This window comes from Clostridium sp. 2218st1_F5_2218SCRN_220325 (assembly GCF_039062665.1).
Classification (GTDB): Bacteria; Bacillota; Clostridia; order Peptostreptococcales; family Peptostreptococcaceae; genus Intestinibacter.
In genome coordinates this window covers 25,873-49,724 of sequence record NZ_JBCLNH010000016.1, presented here as the reverse complement: position 1 = coordinate 49,724, position 23,852 = coordinate 25,873, and the positions used below count along the sequence as shown (strand labels likewise).

Annotated in this window: 22 protein-coding genes and 1 riboswitch; of the genes, 18 read left to right on the top strand and 4 right to left on the bottom strand. The window is 28.1% G+C overall.

The window, feature by feature from the left end; genetic code table 11:
- The first annotated feature begins 76 nt into the window (after positions 1-76).
- The 5 genes from ABCM86_RS10195 (at position 77) to ABCM86_RS10175 (ending at position 4,479) form a co-directional block, all read left to right on the top strand.
- A complete protein-coding gene (locus tag ABCM86_RS10195) occupies positions 77-940 on the top strand; it encodes a YitT family protein (RefSeq protein ID WP_343003948.1) in 864 nt (287 codons plus the stop codon).
- Between the two features lie 174 nt (positions 941-1,114).
- Positions 1,115-1,612 (top strand): dCMP deaminase family protein, encoded by a 498-nt coding sequence (locus ABCM86_RS10190; RefSeq protein ID WP_195929763.1) that lies wholly within the window; start codon positions 1,115-1,117, stop codon positions 1,610-1,612.
- Positions 1,613-2,026: 414 nt separating this feature from the next.
- Positions 2,027-2,983, top strand: a complete 957-nt coding sequence (locus ABCM86_RS10185) for a hypothetical protein (RefSeq protein WP_343003947.1) — start codon at positions 2,027-2,029, stop codon at positions 2,981-2,983.
- A 233-nt stretch (positions 2,984-3,216) separates the two neighbouring features.
- Positions 3,217-3,609 (top strand): pyridoxamine 5'-phosphate oxidase family protein, encoded by a 393-nt coding sequence (locus ABCM86_RS10180; protein WP_343003946.1) that lies wholly within the window; start codon positions 3,217-3,219, stop codon positions 3,607-3,609.
- Positions 3,610-3,885: 276 nt separating this feature from the next.
- Positions 3,886-4,479 (top strand): isoprenylcysteine carboxylmethyltransferase family protein, encoded by a 594-nt coding sequence (locus ABCM86_RS10175; protein WP_343003945.1) that lies wholly within the window; start codon positions 3,886-3,888, stop codon positions 4,477-4,479.
- 91 nt (positions 4,480-4,570) lie between these two features.
- On the opposite strand, the gene metA is transcribed toward ABCM86_RS10175, so the two are convergent.
- Positions 4,571-5,530 (bottom strand): homoserine O-succinyltransferase, encoded by a 960-nt coding sequence (gene metA, locus ABCM86_RS10170; protein ID WP_195930260.1) that lies wholly within the window; start codon positions 5,528-5,530, stop codon positions 4,571-4,573.
- 222 nt (positions 5,531-5,752) lie between these two features.
- A complete protein-coding gene (gene nhaA / locus ABCM86_RS10165; RefSeq protein ID WP_195930261.1) occupies positions 5,753-6,934 on the bottom strand; it encodes a Na+/H+ antiporter NhaA in 1,182 nt (393 codons plus the stop codon).
- 188 nt (positions 6,935-7,122) lie between these two features.
- Between nhaA and ABCM86_RS10160 the strand changes: the two genes are divergently transcribed.
- The 5 genes from ABCM86_RS10160 (at position 7,123) to ABCM86_RS10140 (ending at position 11,318) form a co-directional block, all read left to right on the top strand.
- A complete protein-coding gene (locus tag ABCM86_RS10160) occupies positions 7,123-7,656 on the top strand; it encodes a QueT transporter family protein (protein WP_195930262.1) in 534 nt (177 codons plus the stop codon).
- Positions 7,657-7,660: 4 nt separating this feature from the next.
- A complete protein-coding gene (locus ABCM86_RS10155) occupies positions 7,661-8,386 on the top strand; it encodes a hypothetical protein (RefSeq protein ID WP_195930263.1) in 726 nt (241 codons plus the stop codon).
- Between the two features lie 158 nt (positions 8,387-8,544).
- Positions 8,545-10,161 carry an ATP-binding cassette domain-containing protein gene (locus ABCM86_RS10150; RefSeq protein WP_195930264.1) on the top strand — a complete coding sequence of 539 codons (1,617 nt, stop codon included), beginning with the start codon at positions 8,545-8,547 and terminating at the stop codon, positions 10,159-10,161.
- A 104-nt stretch (positions 10,162-10,265) separates the two neighbouring features.
- Positions 10,266-10,388 (top strand): hypothetical protein, encoded by a 123-nt coding sequence (locus ABCM86_RS10145; protein WP_343003944.1) that lies wholly within the window; start codon positions 10,266-10,268, stop codon positions 10,386-10,388.
- A gap of 96 nt (positions 10,389-10,484) precedes the next feature.
- Positions 10,485-11,318: a hypothetical protein gene (locus ABCM86_RS10140; RefSeq protein WP_343003943.1), complete on the top strand. Its 834-nt coding sequence runs from the start codon at positions 10,485-10,487 to the stop codon at positions 11,316-11,318.
- A gap of 140 nt (positions 11,319-11,458) precedes the next feature.
- On the opposite strand, the gene ABCM86_RS10135 is transcribed toward ABCM86_RS10140, so the two are convergent.
- Positions 11,459-11,908 (bottom strand): staygreen family protein, encoded by a 450-nt coding sequence (locus tag ABCM86_RS10135; RefSeq protein ID WP_307994152.1) that lies wholly within the window; start codon positions 11,906-11,908, stop codon positions 11,459-11,461.
- Positions 11,909-12,623: 715 nt separating this feature from the next.
- On the opposite strand from ABCM86_RS10135, the gene ABCM86_RS10130 reads away from it, so the two are divergent.
- From ABCM86_RS10130 to ABCM86_RS10115, 4 genes are all read left to right on the top strand, one after another.
- Complete coding sequence (locus tag ABCM86_RS10130; protein ID WP_295762700.1) at positions 12,624-12,776, top strand: hypothetical protein; 153 nt, start codon at positions 12,624-12,626, stop codon at positions 12,774-12,776.
- A gap of 167 nt (positions 12,777-12,943) precedes the next feature.
- Positions 12,944-13,942 carry a homoserine dehydrogenase gene (locus ABCM86_RS10125; protein WP_195930272.1) on the top strand — a complete coding sequence of 333 codons (999 nt, stop codon included), beginning with the start codon at positions 12,944-12,946 and terminating at the stop codon, positions 13,940-13,942.
- Positions 13,943-13,958: 16 nt separating this feature from the next.
- Positions 13,959-15,221: a 4Fe-4S dicluster domain-containing protein gene (locus ABCM86_RS10120; RefSeq protein WP_343003942.1), complete on the top strand. Its 1,263-nt coding sequence runs from the start codon at positions 13,959-13,961 to the stop codon at positions 15,219-15,221.
- 101 nt (positions 15,222-15,322) lie between these two features.
- Entirely contained in the window at positions 15,323-16,210 is an 888-nt protein-coding gene (locus tag ABCM86_RS10115; RefSeq protein ID WP_307994148.1) for a YegS/Rv2252/BmrU family lipid kinase, read from the top strand.
- Positions 16,211-16,310: 100 nt separating this feature from the next.
- Here the strand turns inward: ABCM86_RS10115 and ABCM86_RS10110 are convergent, their stop codons facing one another.
- Positions 16,311-17,978, bottom strand: coding sequence for a glutamine--tRNA ligase/YqeY domain fusion protein (locus tag ABCM86_RS10110; RefSeq protein WP_195930287.1), 1,668 nt, complete (start codon positions 17,976-17,978; stop codon positions 16,311-16,313).
- A 407-nt stretch (positions 17,979-18,385) separates the two neighbouring features.
- Between ABCM86_RS10110 and ABCM86_RS10105 the strand changes: the two genes are divergently transcribed.
- The 4 genes from ABCM86_RS10105 to lysA all read left to right on the top strand — a co-directional run bounded on the left by ABCM86_RS10105 (position 18,386) and on the right by lysA (position 23,775).
- Positions 18,386-20,083 (top strand): hypothetical protein, encoded by a 1,698-nt coding sequence (locus ABCM86_RS10105; RefSeq protein ID WP_295733683.1) that lies wholly within the window; start codon positions 18,386-18,388, stop codon positions 20,081-20,083.
- 179 nt (positions 20,084-20,262) lie between these two features.
- Positions 20,263-20,874 carry a hypothetical protein gene (locus tag ABCM86_RS10100; protein WP_195931144.1) on the top strand — a complete coding sequence of 204 codons (612 nt, stop codon included), beginning with the start codon at positions 20,263-20,265 and terminating at the stop codon, positions 20,872-20,874.
- A 109-nt stretch (positions 20,875-20,983) separates the two neighbouring features.
- Positions 20,984-21,152, top strand: a riboswitch (Lysine riboswitch).
- Positions 21,153-21,226: 74 nt separating this feature from the next.
- Positions 21,227-22,420, top strand: a complete 1,194-nt coding sequence (locus tag ABCM86_RS10095; RefSeq protein WP_195931143.1) for an aspartate kinase — start codon at positions 21,227-21,229, stop codon at positions 22,418-22,420.
- 56 nt (positions 22,421-22,476) lie between these two features.
- Positions 22,477-23,775 carry a diaminopimelate decarboxylase gene (gene lysA, locus ABCM86_RS10090; protein ID WP_195931142.1) on the top strand — a complete coding sequence of 433 codons (1,299 nt, stop codon included), beginning with the start codon at positions 22,477-22,479 and terminating at the stop codon, positions 23,773-23,775.
- The last annotated feature ends 77 nt before the right edge of the window (positions 23,776-23,852 follow it).

Sequence of the window (23,852 nt, the reverse complement as noted above, 5' to 3'; positions counted from 1 at the left end):
TTTTAAAGGCACAATTAAAAAATAGTTATAATATGGTATAATATCTATTTGTAACTACAAAGGGAGGTATTATATCATGAAACATAATTACAAAAGTATTTTAGTAGAATACATAGGACTAATCACAGCATGTATAATAATGTCTGTAGGGCTGAATATGTTTTTAGTACCACACACTATTGCACCAGGGGGGCTTAGTGGTTTATCTGTTGTAATATCAAAACTTACTGGATTTTCAGTATCTAATATTTTATTTACAATAAGTACACCACTTTTACTTTTCTCTGTAAAAATTTTAGGTAAAAAAGATGCAATAAAGACATTTATAGGAATGGCTATTCTTACAATTATGCTTAAGATAACTGAGCCATTATCAGCAGTAACACCTACTAATAATACGCTTTTAGCAGCTATTTCAGGGGCAATACTTCTTGGGATATCTCTTGGAATATTATTTAGAATAGATGCATCAACTGGAGGAACAGATCTTATAGCGCTTATGCTAAATAGAGTTATACCAAGTATACCGGTATCAAAATGTTTAACTATGATAGACGGTACAGTTGTAATTTTAGCGGGAATTGCTAATAAGAATTTTGAAACAGGTATTTATTCTGCAATTGCACTTTACATAATAGTAAAGATGATAGATACTATTACTTCGGGATTTGACTATGCAAAGGCGTTCTTTATAATAACTGAGAAAAAAGATATCTTACAAGAGGCTATTATAAGAGATTTAAGTAGAGGTGCTACTATATTAGATGCAAAAGGTGGTTATACTAATCAAGATAAAAACGTTATGCTAGTTGTTGTTAATCACAAAAAGCAAGAAGTTGCGCTTAAAAAAATGGTTAAAGAATTAGATGAAAAATCATTTATTATAGTTACTGATGTTTATGAAGTGCTTGGTAAAGGATTTAAATCGATTGATGTTTAAGATTAAGGCTGTATGGAGAATTCTCTGTATAGCCTTTTTTAATATAAAAGCGATACAACTTTAATTATATGTAATTTAGGTATAGATAAATCACCATAATAAGGTTATACTAATATATACAAAATAAAAAGTAAATTATTCAAAATAATTTTAATAAGTAAAATCGGAGGCAATATGAAAAGAACAGATTATATCTCATGGGACGAATATTTTATGGGAATATCATTATTATCAGGGATGAGAAGTAAAGACCCATCTACACAAGTTGGGGCTTGTATAGTAGACAGCGACAATAGAATAGTATCAATAGGATACAACGGATTTTTAAATGGATGTAGTGATGAGGATTTCCCTTGGGAAAGAGAAGGTGACTTTTTAAATACTAAATATCCTTATGTCGTTCATGCTGAACAAAATGCTATCTTAAATGCTCGCGGTAAAAACCTAGAAGGATGTAGAATTTATGTAAATCTATTCCCATGTCATGACTGCGCAAGAAATATTATTCAATCTGGAATTAAAAAGGTTTATTACTTAGAAGATAAATACAAAGATACAGATTCGATAAAAGCATCAAAATTCATGTTTGAAAAAGCAAAAGTTGAGTGTATTAGATTAAAACCTAGAACAGATAAGATTGAGATTTCTTTTAAGACACAAGATCAAGAATAGTTTAAACTAAGTATTATATAATAGATATTTTACATAAATATGTATAAACTTTTTATAAAACTCATTAAAAACACCACAATATGGATGATGGATATCATGTTGTGGTGTTTTTGATTTGTATATAATGTACGTGACTGCATGAATTATTTTTAAGTAGTCAAAATTATAACCTCCGAGAATTTTGAGACTTTAACGAACGTTATGTATAAAAATAAAGTTAAAAATATGGTATTGTTCGGAAATGTAAATGGTTATGAATTTAAATTATTGAAAAACTATACATTAATGTAAATTGATTACTAAGTGCAAAAACTTATTGAAAGTAGTGCAAAAACATATTAAAATAAAGTAAATTAGGGAAAGAAAAATAAAAAAATGCAAAGGGGATGACATAGAAAAGAGGAAAATAAAATAATGATATTAGGAAAAATAATTAGATCAGGAGGCTTAGTTGCATCAGGTGTTTTATTAGGAAGTTTATTGTCTTACAATTCTGAAAAAACAGAAATATTTAGCGGTATAGAATCTTTAAAAACTTCAGCAATAGAAGCTAAGAGTAATGAAGCGAAAATACTTGAACAAAAGAAAAAATTAGAGCAAAGTTTAACTGATTTAACTACAAATTTAGAAAATGCTAGAGAAAAAATAGAAGTACTAACTACAGAAAGAGATTCATACAAAGAAAGAATCGAAAGATTAGAGGCAGAAGTAAATAGCTTGCTTGCTGAAGGTAGTAAAGAAGATTTAAAAAATGAAATAAAAAAATTTACATCTATTGTTGAAGGACTCGATGCAAAGATAAATGCTCAAGAGATATTAATATCTGATTTAACAAATTCTATAGAAACTAAACAAAATGAAATAGATAGATTAAATGATTTAATAGCGTTTAAAGATAAACTTTATGTACAAACATATATGAAAGCTATAGAATATGAAGAGCAGATTGAAGATTTGAGAGAAATTATAAATTCTAAAGATAAAGTAATTGAAAGATTACAATCAGAATTAGACAAATTACAATCAAATAACAGCAATATAGACAGTGAAAATTCAACATTAAAATCTCAAATAGAGAATTTAAATGAACAAATAAATGCCTTAAATAGAGAAAAATCACAACTTGAATCTACTATTGAGACATTAAACACAATTGTTTCACAATTAAAATCAGATTACGCAAACATGTCAGAAAAATATAATGCTTCACAACAAGAATTAAACGACTTAAGATCAGAAATGAATGATTCTCAAAATGAATCTAATACTTTATTAAATAAAGCTAATGCAGAAATTAAAAAAGCAAACCAAGACCAAAAAGATATATTAGAAGCTATTGAAAATGCAAAAGAAGAAATAGCTAACTATTAATAAATATAGATAGATAAATATAAATATAGATAGATAAATATAAATATAGATATAGATATAGATAGATATATAAATAAATATAAATAAAAAGGAAAGTGCACCCCTATTGTTGGATTATGTCTGATGATAGGGGTGATTTTTATAATTAAAAAGTAAAATAAGTATAAAATAAGGACAAAATGGCGAAAAAAATACTATAATGAAAGTGTACAATAATATCAGGGGGTAAAAAAATGCAAGAAGTATATGATTTTTTAAAAGCTTGTAATACATATTATCTAGCAACTGTAGAAGGAGATCAACCAAGAGTTCGTCCTTTTGGAACAGTAGACATATTTGAGGGGAAACTATACATTCAAACAGGTAAAGTAAAAGATGTATCAAAAGAAATGCAGGCAAATCCTAAAGTAGAAATATGCGCTTTTAACGGCGAAAAATGGATTCGTGTAGCAGGAGAAGTAGTAAGAGATGACAGAGTGGAAGCTAAAGAACATATGTTAGATAGCTATCCAAATTTAAAAACTCTTTATAGAGCTGATGACGATAATACCGAAGTTCTTTATTTGAAAAATGTAACTGCTACAATATCTTCATTTACTGAAGAACCTAAAGTTATAAAATTTTAATTAAATCTTTTTAGTATTTTTATTGTTTTACTAGAATATAAATTTCAAAAGGATTAAAAATAACAACTTTTTTACAATAAAAACTCCTTATTTTATATAGGGAGTTTTTTAAAATTCTAAGGAAATTATATATTATTTGATTTGTGGATAATATATAATTTCCAACCTATTAACTAAAGCAACGGACGAAGTCGTTGGCGACATGAGCGAAGCGAATTTTTTATAATTTTATAAAAGGAATCTAAGCAAGAAATACTAATTAGAGTGAGTTTAGTAATGTTTATAAGTGGTTTTATAGTTGCAGGGCTAAACTATAGATTTAAGTGGCTTATCTTACCTAGATGGATTATTGTTATTTCAACGATTATATTTTTATTTGCTTATGTATTATATGCAGAGGTTTTAAGAGAGAATGCGTACTTATCGAGAATTGTAGAAATACAAGAAAATCAAAAAGTAATAGATACAGGATTGTATAAGGTTGTAAGGTATCCTATGTATTTATCAACTATTTTATTATTCTTGTCTATGCCATTAGTGCTTGGTTCTTTATTTTCGTTTATAATTTTTCTTATCTACCCAGTTATTGTAGTAAAAAGAATTAAAAATGAGGAAGAGGTGCTAGAACGAGATTTAGATGGATATTTGGAATATAAAAGTAATATACATAATTTAATTTATAAGAATGCTAATTTTGAAAATGTACAATTTAAAAAAGTATTTTTCATTAGTACAAATATAAAAAATGCTAAAAATTTAAATTTAGATGAAGGTTGTGTATACATAAACTCTTACCCAAATATTGAATTAAATACTGATATTTTAAATGCTATAGATAAATTAAAAAATTGTAGTGAAATATATAATTAAAAAATCACAATAAAATCCATAAATAAAAATAAAGTAAACAAAAAATTAAGTCAAAAAAAGAAGTGAAGAAAACATCTCCACTTCCACGCTCCTATTCATCAGCTTCATATGAATTTCTACGCAAGCTCATTTTCTCGCCAATCTTATCAATATCATATGGTGTATTTTGATAAACTTGATAATTCAACCAATTTCCATAAAATAAATTGGCGTTTGATCTCCATGTATTTATCGGTTCGCTTTTTATATCGCCATTAGGGTAATAATTTTCTGGTATAAGAGGATTCATACCTTTATTGTAATCTCTTATATATTCTTGTTTTAATGTATCTGTATCATATTCTAAATGGCCTGTTACAAATATTCTTCTTCCATCTTTTGTAGACATTATAAATGGGCCTGCTTTTTCTGATTCAGCTAATATTTCTAGCTCATCAATTTTTAAGACATCTTCTTTTTTGACTTCTGTATGTCTAGAGTGAGGTGCGTAGAACATATCGTTTAGACCTCTTGTCAAAGTTGCATCTGGATTATTTACAGTATGTGCAAATACACCTGATAATTTATCTTTTAATTCGTATTTTGGGATATTATAGTAGTGGTATAATGCAGCTTGTGCAGCCCAGCAGATATGTATAGTTGAGAATACATTTTTCTTGCTCCACTCCATAATTTGAACTAATTCGTCCCAATAATCGACCTTTTCAAATTCTAAAAGTTCAACTGGTGCCCCTGTTATTATTAAACCGTCGAATTTTTCATCTTTAATATTTTCAAAATAAGTATAGAATTTATCTAAATGCTCGTTTGAAGTATTTTTACACTCATGGCTTTTTACATTAATCAAAGTGATTTCTACTTGTATAGGTGAATTAGATAAATATCTAAGTAATTGGTTTTCTGTTTGGATTTTAAGAGGCATTAAATTTAGGATTGCTATTTTTAATGGTCTTATATCCTGTTGCATAGATCTTTCTATGTCCATAACGAAAATATTTTCGTTTGATAATACTGAATATGCTGGTAACTCTTTTGGTATTTTAAGTGGCATATCATCTTCCCCCTTTTTTGTTTGACAGGTATATTATACGAAAAATAGCAAAATAATTCCATATTTTGCATAAAAATAAATTTGTATATTCATAAAATTAGAAAAATAAAAGCCTAGATACAATTATTTATATCCAGACTTTTATTTACAACAAATAAGAAACTATATTTATCTTACATACAAGGTAAATATAGTTTAATTAAATTCCAAATAAAGATTTATTTATTTTTGAACAAGTTTTAAGCTATGTTTTTTAGAGCCGAAAAACTCCTTTATAAATATAAAAATAGAAGTCAAAACAACAGAAAACAAACAAGCACTGAGTATTGCGAATTTACAGAGGTTTATAAGCTCAAAATCATATGAGAAAGTCAGCTCACACATAAATATCGACATTGTAAATCCTATTCCAGCTATTAATGAAACTAAAAATATTGAATAAAAATCTAAGCCCTTAGGTTTATTTACTAATTTTAATTTTGAAAATACATATGTAAATAAAGTTATACCGAGTGGTTTTCCTATAGAAAGTCCAAATAATATTCCGTAGTACAACCTTTGGCTATTATTTAAATTAGTAGTTATGTCTAAAGATACTCCGCTATTTACAAAGGCAAAAAGAGGTATAACTATAAAGTTAGTAAAAGGAGAGAGATTTTCTTGTAGTATTTCTAATACGCTCTTTTTATTTTTATAAGGTTTAGCAGGTACACATATAGCAAGTAATATACCGCTTATGGTTGGATGGACATTGCTACAATTAATCAAATACCATAGTATAAGCCCGCTGAATATATAATAAGGTATATTTTCGATATGAAATACCTTATTTGCAATAATTAATAAAAGCATAACAAGTATAGCTATAAATAAGTAGGTTGTGTTGATATTTTGTGTAAAGAAAACAGCTATGACTACTATTGAGATAAGATCATCAACTACTGCTAATGTAAGTAAAAACAATCTAGCTTGAGGGTTTATGTGATTTTTAAATATGTAAAATATACCGACAGCAAAAGCTATGTCAGTTGAAATTGGTATACAAAATCCGTTTAAATAATTTGTATTGTGATTAAATAGTATAAATATTATAGCAGGAACTATTACTCCACCAATTGAGCCAATTACGGGAAAAGATGCCTTCTTTATAGAAGATAAATTCCCAAATAAAATATTTTCTTTGATTTCTAGTCCTACATTTAAAAAGAAGAAAAACATCAAAAAGTCGTTTATAAATTCATTTAAGGGAAATTTAAAAAAATGATTATCAAAAATAATATTATTATAAACACCTTCAAATGAGCTATTGGCGATGCTGAGAGCACTTATAGTACAAACTAAAAGCAACACACTGCTGAGGGCTTCTGACTTCATACTTCTTTTATAACGTTCTAAATTTTTCATAAATAACACCTTCTTATAAGATATCTATTCAAATTTATGATAAAGTGTAGTATTATATGACAAGAATATTGTGAATAAAATCATAAAAATTGGAAATAAATAACTAAGTATTTAAATATTGAGTTATTATCTTTTTTGTAATATAATTCATATACGTAATATTTAAATAATATAAGATTATTAATGAAATGTATTCATTTAAGACTATATATGAAGGAGGAGATTTTTTGACAACTAATAGAATAGTAAAGACAGCGATAGTTGCATCAATTTATGCAGCTTTAACAGTTGGATTAAGTCCACTTAGCTATGGTCCAATTCAATTCAGATTATCAGAAGTACTTGTGCTTTTAGCATTTGTAAACTCTGACTATATAATTGGTTTAACAGTAGGGTGTTTAATAGCAAATGCATTAGGACCTAATGGTCTTGCTGATATAATATGTGGTACTTTTGCAACATTTGTAAGTGCTTATTTAATCTACATTACGCCTAAGTTTATAAAAAGCAAATATGCTATTTGGGTAGCATCTTTATGGCCAGTACTTATTAATGCACTTATAATAGGACTTATGTTAAATGTATTCCTTAAATACCCACTTATACTTAGTATGCTACAAGTTGGAATAGGTGAATTTGGAGTTGTAACTATTATTGGTGTTCCTTTATTTAAAATTATAAGTTCTAAATACCCATCTATTTTTAATATAAAGGAGGCTTAATGATATGGAAGAAAAATACACAAAAGTAATTTCAGTAGGTGACGAAGCAATAAATTATCTAGAAAATATAAAACAAGATTTAGAAAACAATACGAGCTTTGAAAATATAAAAGTAAGTAAAGATGTAGACAAAGAATTCGTAAGAGGTTTACTAGATGGAATAGAAGTTTTATATATGTTATACGATAGTTCAGATAAAGATATAGCTAATATAACTAAAGCGATATCTTTTATGGCTAAAGAAAGAAAAGTATTATGTATAGGTCTTGATATATGCCTAAAAGAAAACAAAGAAGATTTAGGTGTTGATAAAGAATTTAAACTAAACAAATACAACTTAAATACTACTATAGACATGATAAACATTATATGTGAAGCTATGCATGAAGATACTTTAATCTATGTAGATTTAAGTGACTTAAAAGAATTATTCCAAGGTGAAGGGGCAGTTGCTTATTCAGTTGAAGAAATTGAACTTAATCAAAACCCTGCTGACCTTGCAAAAATGCTAGAAGAAGACTTCTACAAAAGTGAAGGTGAACTTACATCTAAAAAAGGTCTTTTACTAGCAGAAAGTAGTCAAGCAGCTGGAAATGATACTTTAATTTACTTACATCAAGTAATAAATGCTCTACAAGATTTAAATGAGTCAAATATAGACGTAGTATTTTCATATAACGAAAAACAAAAAGACACAAAAACTATGAAAATTGCTTATTTAAGAAACTAATAATTAGATAATTATTTAAAATATAAATCCCGCACCAAAAAAATATTATGGTGTGGGATTTTTCCATGAAGATATTATTGACTTATAAATAGTTTTATTATAATATTAATTTTATTGTGTTAAATTTAAATATATATTAAAGAGAGGAAATAAACTAAATGTTACAAGTAACTAATGTAGGACTTAGATTTGGAGATAAAGAATTATATAAAGACGTAAATTTAAAGTTTACTAAAGGAAATTGTTATGGAATAATAGGTGCTAATGGTGCAGGAAAAACTACTTTCCTTAAAATATTAGCTGGAGATATAGAACCAAACACAGGAAGCGTAAGCATAACTGAAAAAGAAAGAATGTCAGTTCTTAGACAGGACCACTTCAAATACGATGAAGATACTGTTTTAGATGTTGTTATGATGGGTCACGCTAGATTATATGAAATAATGAGAGAAAAAGACGCATTATACATGAAAGAAGACTTCACAGAAGAAGATGGTATAAAAGCTGCAGAACTTGAAGGAGAGTTCGCTGAACTTGATGGATGGGATGCAGAAACTAATGCAGAAAAAATATTAATGGGTCTTGGAATAGACAAAGACTTACACTACAAACAAATGAAAGAATTAGAAGGTGGAGAAAAAGTTAAAGTATTACTTGCTCAAGCATTATTTGGTAAGCCAGAAATACTACTTCTTGACGAACCTACTAACCACTTAGATTTCAAATCAATCGAATGGTTAAACAACTTCATAATGGAACTTGAAGATTCTATCGTAATAGTTGTATCACATGATAGACACTTCTTAAACCAAATATGTACTCATATAGTTGACGTTGACTTCGGACAAATCAAAATATACGTAGGTAACTACGATTTCTGGTATGAATCAAGTCAATTAGCACTACAACTTATGAAAGATCAAAACAAAAAAGCTGAAGAAAAAATAGCTCAATTAAAAGAGTTCATCGCAAGATTCAGCTCAAATGCTTCTAAAGCAAAACAAGCGACTTCAAGAAAGAAACAACTTGAAAAATTAGAAGTAACAGAAATACAACCTTCAAGAAGAAGATATCCATACGTTGGATTTACTCCAGAACGTGAAATAGGAAACGAAGTATTAGAAGTTGAAGGATTAACTAAAACTATAGACGGTGTTAAAGTTTTAGACAACGTAACTTTCAGATTAGATAGAGATGATAAAGTTGCTTTCATGGGAGATGAAATGGCTATAACTGCATTATTCAACATAATAATGGGTGTTGATACTCCAGATAGTGGTACATTCAAATGGGGTGTTACAACTTCTCAAAGTTATCTTCCTAAAAACCACAATGACTTCTTTGACGGTGTAGAATATTCACTAGTTGACTGGTTAAGACAATACTCTGAAGAAAAAAGTGAAAGTTTCATAAGAGGATTCTTAGGTAGAATGCTATTCGGTGGAGAAGAAGCATTAAAACAAGCTCATGTTTTATCAGGAGGAGAAAAAGTTAGATGTATGTTCTCTAGACTGATGCTTTCTAACGCTAACGTATTAGTTTTAGACGACCCAACTAACCACTTAGACTTAGAGTCTATAACATCAGTAAATAAAGGGTTAGAAAAATTCCCTGGAGTATTATTATTCTCTTCTCATGACCACGAGATGATACAAACTCTTGCAAACAGAATAATAGAAATAACTCCAAACGGAATAATGGATAGAAAAACTACTTTAGAAGATTATTTAGAAAATAAAGATATACAAGCTCAATTAAAGAAAATGTACGCTTAATATATAAGTATAATTAAATATTATAGGTTTCAGAATGCCTTCTATATTCGATAAGATAAAGAACGTCAACGTTCTACTTTTTCAAATATAGGAGGTATTTTTTTATGCCAATAAATGATGCTATAATAGAATATTTAGACGAATTAGAAATAACTAACATAAGCAGTAAAATAATTATAAAATTCCAAGAATTATTTTGTATATCGACTAAATATTACAAAAAATGACAATAGATATAGTGTATAATAGAAAAGCATGTGCTATTAAGAAGTATATGATTAAATAAAAAAATTAATATAAAAATTATTACAGGGGAGTAAAGAATGAAAATAAAGAAAAGTATAAAATCACTAATTTTAATAACAACAATAACGCTATCACTTACAGGGTGTAGTAACCAAGATAGTAATGAAAATCTTGATAATAATACGAGTATAGAACAGATGAATTTAGATCAAGAAGATATGGAATTACCAAATTATAAGATTGCATTAATAGATGATTCTAATATTGCTAATGCAATAAGAGAAACTTTACATATAGTAGTTGAAGGGGAGTACAATTTAGAACAATTAAATGCTATAGCAGAAAAAGAAGCGTTAGAATATGTTAAAAATAATAAAGTCAATGCCCTAGCTATAGGATTTTATGAAGATGAAAAAAACATTGGTAAGGGATATGATATGGGAAGAGTAGAATATGTACCTTATGGAGATTGGGGAAGAGCTCTAGATGTTAAAACTGGAGATTATTCTAATTTTGAATTTGTAAATTATTTATGTGAATCGAGGTCGCAATATTTCACAAAAGGAACTCCTATAACTGAAGATATAGGTGAAACAGACATAAATTTAGTAAAAGCAGATATTGAAAATCTAGGGAATGAATTAAATGTAAGTGTAACTAAGCAAAATGATAAATTGATTATAAGTATAATAGAGACAGAAGAGTCAATATTTGAAGTTAATGAATTAAATATTACGGCATATACAGATTGGTGTTTAGATAATATAAAATCAGATATAAAAACTATAGATTTTACTGTTAAAACTACAAATGGAACTATAAGAGCATTATTAGATACAAGTGAAGTTTCGACTAGTAATGGAAGATATTTTGATAGTGGTTATGTAAGTGAAAATATAATAAATTTATAAGACTATATATTGAATAATATTTATAAAAAAGAAGATATTTTTGTATCTTCTTTTTTATAAATAAAAGCTATTTAATTAGAAATCTCTCAACTTAAAGAGAGATTTAAAGAAATTTAAATATATCTTTAACTAAGTATAATCTACATCAAATAATCACTAACACACCCATAGTATTCATAACTATCAAAAGCAGGAACAACAGAGTCGAATTTAATATATATAGAAGAGTTAACAAGCTCAGGATTATTATCAAATAACACACTATCACCATAAATAACAGCCATTATAGCCATTTCAATATGAGATTTAAATATTTTATATCGATTAGCACATTCTTCAAAGTCACAATCCCCTACATATACATAAAAAAGAAGTATAGGTGGCTCATTTTCAGGACAAATCCATTTCCCTAAAACTTCATCACGTAAATCTTGATTTATTGCAGAATAGTTATAAACCTCACCTATATCTAAAAAAAGCATACCCGTTTCATCTGAATGTGTAAGAGTATATTTTCTATCTTCAATTGCCCCATCTTCTGTCGTTGGAGACATAAGCGTTGTTTCAAGTTTGTCTGGAGTAAATTCCATAGTATCACCAACCTTTAATTTTTCATTAATTTATTATATAACTTAACGTAAGAATATGTTCTAAAAGGTTAGATCTATGAATATAAAGACACTAGGAATCGTTGTATATGATTATGTAGCAACTTATAAGATTATGTCTAAAATAAATGTTAAATTCATGTAAAGAAAGACAGGTTATTTTGTTAAGAACATGTAAAAAACTATTCCATGTGTTAAGGGTAGGTAAAAACTAATCAGAATATATTGAATTTACTGACAATTGGTGTATAATTTAGTTAACAATATAAAATTTAATTAACAAATTGAAGGTCTAATAAACAGTATAAAAGTTATATAGGAGGGAAAGATTATGACTGGTATAGCTTGGGGATTTATGATCGTAGTTTTTGCAATTATTATAGTTACTGCATGTTTGGCATTAAAAACAATTGTCGGTAATCAATAAAAGACTTATATGAAATTCAATTAAGAGTAATTTTTAATTTGTAATTCACCATCCAAACACGTACAAGTGTTAAATAAAATTTAAAGAGGGTATAAATCTTATATTTTAGATTTATACCTTCTTTTATTATATGAATAAGTACTACAAGTATATAAATCAAGTATGGTATTGTTAATTTTACGAAAAAAATAAATTTTATACATAAAAAACACAATCTTATTAATAAAAACATAGTATAATTATATTAAAAAATAAGATGGAGGTATAGTTATGAGAAATTTTGAAAACTATGAAGTTGATGAAAATGAATATATAGAAATACACGACACATATTGTGATGAATGGTCTTTAGATACATATGAAGAAAACGATTTCGAAGTTGATTGTGAAGAGGTTGAGATAAAAGACACATATAAAGAATAAAAGTATTTGATTAAATATTTTATAAAAATAAAATTCATTCCCCTAGATTTATAATAACTGGGGGATTTTTTATTTATTAAAATGCAATCTTATTATTAGAAAAATATAGAAATTTTATGGAAAAATGTATAAAATAATACTTGTGAAAATTAAAAGGAGGGCTTCTATTGAATATTGCTTTAATTGGTTTTGGGGAAGTAGGTAAGTCTTTTGTAAAGCTATTGCAAATAAAAAAACACTTACTGCCTAAAAATATAAAATTAAAATATATAATAAAATCAAATGGGGGTATCTATAATAAAGAAGGTTTAAACATAGATGAAATTGTAAAATATACTAGCTCAAATAATAGTATAGAAAAATATCCTCTATGGTCTAATATTACATTTAAGGATATATTAAAAAACAAAGACGTAGATATATTAATTGAGCTTACAGCTACAAATATAATAAATGGACAACCTGGATACACACATATAAAATCTGCGTTAGAAAACAATATAAATGTTATAACTGGAAATAAAGGTCCTATTTTGCTTTATTATAACGAATTAAAAAATATAGCAAATAAAAATAATCTTCACCTAAAAATAGGGTGCACAACAGGGGGAGCACTTCCATCAATCAATATGGGTACGATTGATGTGCTAGGAGCTCAAATAACGGAAATTATAGGGGTTTTAAACGGAACGACGAACTTTATATTAGGCGAAATGGTAAAAGCCAATATAACGTATAAAGAAGCGCTAAAAAGGGCACAAAGTTTAAAAATTGCAGAGAAAGATCCATCACTAGATGTTTTGGGAATTGATACAGCAATTAAAATGGCCATTTTAAGTAAAGTTATATGGGATATAGATTTTGATTTTCAAAAACTAAATATAAAAGGCATAACAGATATTAAATTAAATAATCTATTATTAGAAAATTTTTCTGGCAAAAAGACAAAATTAATAGGGAGAGCTTTCTATTTAAATGGAAATTTTGAATTTGAAGTAGGTCCTATGGTAATAGATAAAGACCATCCACTATATTTTGTAGATGGAAAAAATAAAGGGGTATATTATAAGACAGATATTTTAGGTGATATGACTGTAATTGGAGGGGCATCATCACCACTAAATGCAGCAGCTGCAATATTTAGGGATTTACTGTATATAATTTAGAATAGGAGAATATAAGATGTCGCATATAGTAGCAAAAAAAGAGTATAAAAATTTAGTAGATAGATTAAATAAATTTCCACAAGGGGCACCAGAATCTAAGACATTATATGAAATACTTAATGTTTTATTTACAGAAAGAGAAGCTTACTTAGTATCACAACTTCCAATTGGAGCTTTTAGAGTTAAAACAGCAGCTAGAATTTGGACAATGACGTATGATGAAGCGCTAAAAGTCTTAGATACATTAGCGTCAAGGGCACTTCTTTTGGATATTGAAGATGAAAAAGGTAAAAAATATATTCTACCTCCACCAATGGCGGGATTTATAGAATTTGCTCTTATGAGGACTAGAGGGGATATAGACCAAAAATTATTAGCAGAACTTTATTATCAATATTTAAATGTAGAAGAAGATTTTATAAAAGATTTATTTTATTCAGCAGAAACAAAATTAGGAAGAGTATATGTGCAAGAAGAAGTATTGAGTAATGAAAATCAAGTAGATATACTAGATTTTGAAAGGGCAACACATATAATTGAAACATCAGAGCACATAGCAGTTGGAATGTGTTATTGTAGACACAAGATGCAGCATATGGGTATGGCTTGTGATGCACCTATGGATATATGTATGACTTTTGGAAATACTGCAAACTCTCTAATACAAAATAACTATGCAAGGCGAGTTGATTCTGTTGAATGTAAAGAGCTTTTACATCAAGCTTATGAACATAATCTTGTTCAATGTGGTGAGAATGTAAGAGAAGGCGTTACATTTATTTGTAACTGTTGTGGATGTTGTTGTGAGGCACTTTTAGCAGCTAAAAAATTCGGCAATATGCATCCAGTCCAGACAACAGCTTTTTATCCATCGATAAGCGAAAACTCTTGTGTAAAATGCGGAAAATGTGAGAAAGCATGTCCTATAGATGCTATAAGTTTAATTAAAGACGAAAATAATAATAAAAAAGTAGAAATAGATTATGATGTATGTTTAGGATGTGGTGTTTGTGCTAGAAATTGTCATAAAGGAAGTATAATTTTAAAACGAAGAAAAGAAAAAATAATAACTCCATCTAGTTCTGTACATAGAGTAGTTCTTCAAGCTATTGAAAAAGGTACTTTAGTCGATCTTATTTCAGAAACAGAAGCATTTAAAAACCACAGAGTTATGGCATCTATACTTTCTGCAATTTTGAAAATGTCTCCAGTAAAACAGCTTTTAGCAAAGGAGCAAGTAAAATCGATTTATCTTGATAGGCTACTTAGAGTAAAATAAAAAATATTGAATTTTAAGATATTATTACTATTCATATAAATTTAATAAATAGATTATAATATGTAAATAAACTATGAAAAAAGGAGACACTATGAGGAATTATGAAAAAAGTAAAATTTATATATAATCCAAACTCAGGAGATAAAAGAATAAAAAATGAAATAGATAATATAATTCGAATATATCAAAAAAATGGTTATAGTGTTGTTCCGTATAGATTGACAAAAGCTCGCCCAAATAGCGAGGCATTTTGGGATATAGAAGATAACTACGACCATATATTATTGTCTGGTGGAGATGGAACAATAGATTTACTTATAAATACAATTAAAGAATTAGGTATAGATATTCCTATAGCAATACTACCTTCAGGGACTGCAAACGACTTTGCAAATGCTATAAATTACCCACACGATGTTAAAAAGTGTATTGAAAAAATAATTTCATCAAAACCTAAATACGTCGATATAGGAAAAATAAACGATAGATATTTTATAAATGTAGCTAGTGCCGGTATGTTTACTGATGTTTCACAAAAAATTAATCCAGATTTTAAAAACACTATCGGAAAAGTCTCTTATTATATAAAGGGAATTGAAGAAGCTTTAAATATGAGACAATTTAAAATTAAAGTAACCTCAGACGAGATGAATTATGATGGCGATATGTATCTTATGCTTGTATTTAATGGAAAAAGTGCTGGAAATATAAATCTAGCTTATAAAGCAGAGATAGATGATGGATACTTAGATGTAATTATTGTAAAGGGAATGCCAATACCAAAGACATTGCCGCTTTTAATAAATATATTAAAAGGTGAACATCTTGAAGGATATAATGAAAATGAGATACTATTTTTCAAGACAAAGAAAGTAACTATTGAATGTGAAGACAAACTTGGAACCGATATAGACGGTGAAAAAGGGCCTGATTTCCCTCTTACAATAGAATGTATTAAAGATGGTATACAGCTTTTAGGATACGAATAAAATAATTGACAAAGCAGAGTACATAAAGATTGACTATTTTGTCAAAGAAATATAAAAAAGGAATCGACTTTATATCGATTCCTTTTTTATTTATTTAAACTTATTTACTTTCTAATTTGAAAGAGCTTTTTAATGGAACTATTCTATTGAATACTAATTTATCATCAGTAGTGTATTTAGTATCAACACTGTAGAATCCATTTCTAACAAATTGGAATTTGTCAAGTGGTTTAGCGTCTTTTATTTGAGTTGGCTCAACATAACCTTGTAATATTTCTAGTGAATTAGGGTTTATTTGATCTAAGAAGTGTTTACCTTCATTTTCTGGATCATTATCTAATATTAATGGCTCAAATAATCTAAATTCACATGGTACACAGTTATTTGCATCTACCCAGTGAACAGTTCCTTTTACTTTTCTTCCAGTAAATCCAGAACCACTCTTAGTTTCAGGGTCGTAAGTACCGTGGATTTCAACTATTTCTCCATTTTCGTCTTTTACAAAGTCAGTACATTTAACGAAGTATGCACCTTTTAATCTAACTTCGTTTCCAACGAAGAAACGTCTATATTTTTTAACTGGTTCTTCCATAAAGTCGTCTCTTTCTATATAAAGTTCTCTACTGAATGGAACCATTCTTGTACCAGCTTCTTCGTTTTTAGCCATATTTTCAACTTCTAGCATTTCAGTTTGACCTTCTGGATAGTTAGTTATAACTAATTTTAAAGGTTTTAAAACTCCCATAGCAAGAGGAGCTTTTTGTTGTAAGTCTTCTCTTAAGAAGTGGTCTAAAAGTCTAGAGTCAACTGTAGAATCAGCTTTTGCAACACCTATTTCGTTACAGAAAGCTCTTATAGCTTCTGGAGTGAAACCTCTACGTCTAACACCTGATATAGTAGGCATACGAGGGTCATCCCATCCATCAGTTACACCTTCGTCAACTAATAATTTTAATTTTCTTTTACTCATAACAGTGTTTGTTAAGTTAAGTCTAGCAAACTCAATTTGTCTTGGAACACTTTCCATTTCGCATTCTCTAACAACCCAATCGTAAAGTGGTCTTTGATCTTCGAACTCTAAAGTACATATAGAGTGAGTTATTCCTTCTATAGCATCTTCTAGAGGATGAGCAAATGAGTACATTGGGTATATACACCATTTATCTCCAGTGTTGTGGTGAGTACTATGAGATATTCTGTATATAACAGGGTCTCTGAAGTTTAAGTTTGGAGAAGCCATATCTATTTTAGCTCTTAAAACTTTTTCTCCATCTTTGAATTCACCGTTTTTCATTCTTTCGAATAAATCTAAGTTTTCTTCTACAGATCTATTTCTGTATGGACTTTCTTTACCTGGTTCTGTTAATGTACCACGAGTTTCTCTTATTTCTTCTTGAGATAAATCACATACGTATGCTTTACCTTTTTTGATTAAGACAATAGCTCTTTTGTACATTTCGTCGAAATAGTCAGAGGCAAAGAATAGATTATCCCAGTTAAATCCTAACCATTTAACGTCTTCTTTTATTGAATTTACGTATTCTTCATCTTCTTTTAGTGGATTAGTATCGTCGAATCTCATGTTTACTTTTCCGTTAAATTCTTCTGCTAATCCAAAGTTTAAGCATATTGACTTAGCATGACCTATATGTAAATATCCGTTTGGCTCTGGTGGGAAACGAGTTATTATAGAATCGTGCTTTCCAGAAGCTAAGTCGTCTTTAATTATGTTTTTTATAAAGTTAGTACGATTATTTTCGCTTGACATAATAATTACCTCACATTTTTTCTATTATTTAATTTAATATGTATAAATTTATTATAATTCATATTATTAATTTTAATTCAATATTAAAAAAAAATAAAGTATATTTAATTAAATTAAGTAAAATAAAGAATTAAATAAATTTTAAAATTAATATTTAAAATTGTAAAATATTAATATATTGTGAAAAATCGTTTAAAACTAAGTATTAATGGAAAAAATAATTAACATAGTAAAAAACAGGTTTTTCTGTATTTAAGTATAATTATATACATATAAAATAGAATTTGTATTTAATAATATATAATTATATTATATAATTGTCTAATATTAATAAAGTTATTCTGATATATTGCCTGTCTAGTATATCATAAATTAAAAAAAAGTAAAAATATTTACGAGGAGGAAGAATGAAAAAATATTTAAAATCTTATGGAATTGCATTTATCATAGTTTTAATATATGCGTTTATCAAGTTACCAGTACTTCGACTTGATTTTACATCAGGCTTTACAACATTAATATTATTCTTTGTATTAGCTGGCATAATTGACATGATGTTTGATAGAAGTTCTAATACTTCAAAACTTGCAAAAAACAACTTTATAATAGCCTTAATTTTACTAGCTTTAGTTGTAATCGTTCCATTTTTCATAACTACACCTATCTTACATGCAAATGCATATAGAAACTTAATAGGTGAAGTATCTGAAAGTGAATTTACAGAAGATGTAAGTCCTGTAAATGTAAACGATATACGTATAGTAGATGAAGATATGGCTATGAAACTTGGCGAAAAGAAAATTGGTGAAATACCAGCAATAGGTAGTGTTTCACAACTTGGTACTTTCCACATTCAAAGTGTAAATGGAGAACTTTATTGGATAGCACCTCTAGTACATAGAGATATAATAAAATGGATTACTAACTTAGACGGTACTGATGGATATGTAATGGTTTCTGCTACAGATCCACAAGATGTCAGATTAGTTCAATCACTAGACGGAAAACCTATAAAAATAAAATATCAACCAGAAGCTTACTTCTTACAAGACCTACACAGATATCTATACGTAAAAGGTATTGTAAACTACGGTATGACAGAATTTACACTAGAAGTAGATGACAATGGTAGACCTTATTGGGTTGTAACATTATATGACCACAAAGTAGGATTTTCGGGTTCTGACGCAGTAGGAGTAGCTATATTAGATGCACAGACAGGTGACTTAAACGTATATGATATAGAAAACACTCCAAAATGGGTAGATAGAATACAACCAGAATCTCTAGTAATAAACCAAATAAAAGATTGGGGATTATATGTAAAAGGATTTATAAACTCAGTATTTTCTGAAGAAGGAGTATTAGTTCCTACAGAGGGAGCATCTTTAGTATATGGCGATGACGGCAAGTCATATTGGTATACAGGAATAACTTCTTCAGGAGGAGATGAATCTACAGTAGGATTTATGTTAGTCGACTCTAGAACAAAAGAAGCCAAACTTTATATGCAGACAGGTGCAACAGAAACAGCAGCCATGACATCGGCAGAAGGTAAAGTACAAGAAAAAAATTACGATGCTACCTTCCCTGTTATGTACAACATATACGGAACACCTACATATGTATGCGCACTAAAAGACAAAGCAGGACTTGTCAAGAGTGTAGCATTTATATCAGTAGAAGACTACAGTGTATTAGGTGTTGGAGATAATAAAAAAGAAGCACTAGCTGCTTATAAAGACGCATTAGAAGCTGAGGGTGATGATTTAAAATTTGAAACTGATGTAGATAATATAGAACTTACAGATACTATAGAGAGAATTAATGCAGATGTCCAAAGTGGCTCAACTACTTACTACTTTACTTTAAAAGACAACAATAAATTTATATTTAAAGGAACTTCAAAAATATCTAATGAACTTCCTATTACAAATATAGGTGATAATGTAACTATAACTTATACAAAGACAGATGCAACTACAATAAACATAACAAAATTCATAAATAACAGTATCTTAGATAAATCATCCAATAAAGATAAAGAAGATAACTCTACACAAGAAAGTAAAGATAATAAAGAAAATAGTTCTACTAAAAATTAATTAATTTATAAAACCAATAAAAAGTGTACTTATTTGTAAGTACACTTTTTTTATATACAACACATATTTTTTAAGTTTAATAAATATAATATAGTTAGGTCTTTTAAAATAGTAGAGTTTTTTTCCAATATTAATATAATATATTAAACAACAATATATCATCTTATGGAGAGGTTTGTATGAATGTACTTGAAAAGGAAATACTCTTTATAATTAGTAGGCTAAGATGTTTAACTGAAAATCAATTTAATAAACTATACAACTATAAAAGAGATTCTAAAAAGAAAACACTTAGAAAAACGCTTCGAAGAATGTGCAATGATTATATTTTAGTTAAATTTCCATGCAATATCAACTATAGAGGGTATAGGGAAAATTCTTATTTATATTATATTAATGGAAGCTGCGAATACTATGAAGGAGAGGATTTAGTAAAGACATTAATAGGATCTGATATAGCAGTAAAATTAAAACTAGCTAAGTTTGAAATAGTAAGATTTTATAGGAATATAAATATTGGAGAGCATAATTATCATCTATATATTGAATATATAGATAATTTTTACAGACGAAAACAGGTTTTATTTGATATACCTCTGAATGACAAAATTGATTTTTCAAAATACAGTAGTTTGAAATTTGACTTATCGAAAACAACTATACCGTTTTTTATGGTACCCAATATAATAGTTGTTACAAATAATGCAGATGAATATAATTTTCTAGAAGATAAGCCTAAGAATGTTTTTTTTATTGATATTGCTTTACATTCTTTGTTTAAATATTTATAATATATAGAAAAATCCGTTTAATTGCGCAATAAATACTAAAAATTGCCAAAATAATGGTTGCAAAATATTAAATAATATGATTAAATTATATTATTAATTTAATTTTTAAGCCTAGGGTAGAGGCGCTTTAAAATAAAAGTATTTATAAGGAGCTGGCAAGTTACGATTTATAAAGAAAGGATTTTAGAGCCGAAGTTGTAGACTTGGCGAAGTCTGCTGCTGGATTTATGCATAATATGTATGAGTCTGTCACATATCTGTGATGAGCTACAAGGTTTACTTTGTTTCTTAAACGTCCAAAGTATTCCTTTGGGCGTTTTTCATACCCAAAAAGATTAAGGGGGATTAAATAATGGGTGATATAATAGTACAAAAATACGGTGGGAGTTCAGTTGCAACAACTGAAAAAATAACAAATATTGCAAAGAGATTAATAGAAAGAAAAAAAACAGATTCTAAAATAGTAGTCGTAGTTTCAGCAATGGGAGATACTACAGACGATTATATAAGCCTTGCAAAGGATATAACTAAAAATCCAGATAAAAGAGAGTTAGACGTTCTTATGTCTACTGGAGAGATGATATCTGCATCTCTTTTAGCTATGAGTTTAAAATCTATGGGATGTGATGCAGTAAGTTACAATGCTTATCAATTAGAAATTCACACAAGTGGAACTCATGGAAAATCTTTAATTGATGATATAAATGTAAGTAAGATAAAAGAGTCTTTAGAAGAAGATAAAATAGTAATAGTTACAGGATTTCAGGGATTAGACGAAAGAGGAGACATAACTACATTAGGGAGAGGTGGATCTGATACATCTGCAGTTGCGCTTGCTGTAAAATTAAACGGTAAATGTGAGATATATACAGATGTAGATGGAATTTATTTTACTGACCCAAGAAAATTTAAAGAAGCTAAAAAATTAGAAGAAATTGAATATGAAGAGATGTTAGAGCTTGCTAGCTTAGGTGCACAAGTTATGCACTCAAGAAGTATAGAGCTTGCTCAAAAATATCAAATAGAATTATACGTAGGTTTATCATGTAGTGATATAAAAGGAACATATATAAGGGGGATAAAAAACATGAAATTAGAAGATAAAGTAATAACAGGTCTTGCAACAAGTGATGATGATGTTGCAATAACTCTAGATATAGATGAAGAAAAAGTAGTAGATTTATTTGAAAATATAGCAAACAAAAATATAAGTATGGATATGATAAGTCAAACTGCTCCAATGAATTCAAAAATAACTGTTTCATTTACAATACCAAAAGAAGATTTAGCTATTGCAAAAGAAATAGTATCAACTTATGCACCACAAGATGAAGTTATAATAGATGAAAATATAACAAAATTATCTTTAGTTGGATTAGGGATGAAGCATACTAGCGGTGTTGCATCTAAAGTATTCAGTATATTAAGAAAAAACGGAATAAAAGTAAAATTAATAACAACATCAGAAATAAGAATAACTTGTGCTATAAGCTCTGAATATACAGATATCGCTATAAGCGAAATAGCAAAAGAGTTTAATGTATAAATAATAAAAAATATTAGTTAATTTTATATAAAAAGAGTCTATTTGGGAGGATAAACATGAGACTTCAAGGAACTATGGAAATAAAAGATAATGTACTTTATATCGGTGGAGTAAGTACACTTGATCTTGTGAAAAAATATCAAACTCCACTTTATGTATTTGATGAAGAATTAATAAGAAATAATTGTAGAGAATACACTAAATCTTTTAAAGTAAAAGAAAACGGAAATAGTGTCGCTTATGCAGGGAAGGCATTTTTAACTAAATATATGTGCAAGCTTATAAAAGAAGAAGGTCTTTATTTAGATGTAGTATCTGGCGGAGAATTATACACTGCATATAAAGCCGGTATGCCTATGGAAAATATATTATTTCATGGAAATAATAAAACAATAGATGAAGTAAAGTTAGGGATAGAATTAGGCGTTGGAAGATTTGTAGTCGATAATTTCTATGAACTTGATTTAATCGAAAAGTTCTGCTTAGAAAACGACAAAACACAAAAGATTTATTTTAGAGTAACTCCGGGAATCGATGCTCACACTCATAAATATATAAGAACAGGACAAATCGATTCTAAATTCGGTTTTGCACTTATAAATGGAGATTTTTATAAAGCAATAGAGAAGGTAAAAGAATACAAAAATATAGAGCTAGTGGGAATACACGCTCATATAGGTTCACAAATCTTTGAAATAAAACCGTTCTTAGATGAAGTTGAGATAATGCTTAAATTAGTAAAAGAAGTAAACGAAAATAACATTGATATAAACCTTACAGAAGTCGATTTGGGCGGCGGAATAGGTGTTTATTATACAAAAGACGATAAACCTAAGACGATAACTGAGTTTTGTGAGGCTATAATAAATAAAGCTGATGAGGTTTGTGAAGAATTAAATATAAAAAGACCAAAACTTATAATAGAACCAGGTAGATCTCTTGTAGCAAATGCCGGAAGTACAATATATACAATAGGCTCAATAAAAGAAATAAAAAATGTCAGAACTTATGTAAGTGTAGACGGGGGAATGACTGACAATATAAGACCGTCTTTATATCAAGCAGGATATGAATGTGCTGTAGTGAATAAAATAAATAAAATTGGTAATAATCATAAAGTAACTATAGCTGGAAAATGTTGTGAAAGTGGAGATATATTAATATCAGATACAGAAATAGGCGATATAGAAAGTGGAGATATTCTTATAACTACAAATACTGGGGCTTATGGATATTCTATGGCCTCAAATTATAATAAAATACCGAAAAATCCTGTTGTATTTGTAAAACATGGTCAAGATGAATTATCATGCAAAAGACAAAGTTACGAAGATTTATTGGCATTAGAAGTATAAAATAGTTACAATTATGATAACACAAGTTACAATTATGACGTTTGATATTTTATATTTTGTAGTTATATAATTAATCT